Below are 1,126 nucleotides of genomic sequence, written 5' to 3'. Positions count from 1 at the left end.
TCGTACTGGCTGCTCGCCTACGCCCTCCTCGGCGACGGTCTGCTCCGCGCCGCGGACGGCGGCGGCCCCGACAGCTTGCCGACCGGCATCGCCGGCGGACCCTGGCCCACGGCCACCGCACCCGTCCTGGCCCTCACCCTGGCCTGTGCGCCCGCGGCCTGGTGCGCCCACCATTTCGCCGTACGCGCCCGGCGCAAGCTCGCCACCAGCCGCGGCCTGGAAGACTTCGCCGACTCCGTACAACCGCTGCTGCTCGGCACGTTCGCCCTCTTCCTGTGTGCCCTCTCTGCCCTCCTCGCTCTCTGCGGCGCGGCCCTGGGCGAGCCCGCCGCGTATGCCCAGACCGTCACCCTGGGCGCGCTCCTGCTGCTCGCCCGCCTCCTCTTCGTGCACGGCTTCACCCGCGCCCCGGCCCTTGCCCTGGGCGCGGCAGCCGCGACGGAGGTCACGGCCCTGGCCCTGGACCTCATCGGCCGGCTCCCCGGCTGCGGCTTCCTGGCCACCCCCGTCGAGACCCTCATGGACTCCTGGAGCCCGGGCAGCATCCCCGCCCTGGCCTGCGGAGCAGCCGCCCTGACCCTCCTGTTCCACACCACCCGCACGCTGACCAGAGCCTCCGCGCACGCGCCGGCGGACGAGCCGCGGTGACGCCGCCATGACCTCGAACAACCGGCCCCGTCACCCAGCCGCAGGCGCCCGGCCCCACCGCCGGAGGCAACCGCATCACCTTGTGAAGGAGAACACCAGATGATCACCTCCCGATCCGGAGAGTCGGCCACGGGAGCCGTCCGATGAGGGTCCTGCTGATCGGAGCCAACGGCTACCTCGGCCGGTTCGTCGCCGACCGCCTGCTCGCCGACCCGGCCGTCCAGCTCACCGTGCTCGGCCGCGGCGACGACGCCGACGTCCGCTTCGACCTCGCGTCCGGCAGTCCCGGAGCACTCACCCGCTTCCTCGACGCCGTCCACCCCGGAGTCGTCGTCAACTGCGCCGGTGCCACCAGAGGCGGCGCCCGCGAACTCACCCGGCACAACACCGTCGCCGTCGCCACCGTCTGCGAGGCCCTGCGCCGCAGCGGCTGCGGCGCCCGGCTCGTGCAGATCGGCTGCGGTGCGGAGTACGGCCC

Annotated in this window: 1 protein-coding gene and 1 pseudogene; both read left to right on the top strand. The window is 74.3% G+C overall.

What is annotated here, in order from left to right:
* Window positions 1-648: pseudogene (locus tag R6V09_RS53640) on the top strand (hypothetical protein); the annotation flags it as partial.
* A gap of 143 nt (window positions 649-791) precedes the next feature.
* On the top strand, window positions 792-1,126 hold a 335-nt coding region (locus tag R6V09_RS53635; RefSeq protein WP_317888626.1), incomplete at its 3' end, for an NAD-dependent epimerase/dehydratase family protein.

The organism is Streptomyces sp. W16, assembly GCF_033194735.1.
Classification (GTDB): domain Bacteria; phylum Actinomycetota; class Actinomycetes; order Streptomycetales; family Streptomycetaceae; genus Streptomyces.
Note: the sequence above shows the minus strand (reverse complement) of the source record. Positions and strands in the feature narration are given on the sequence as shown.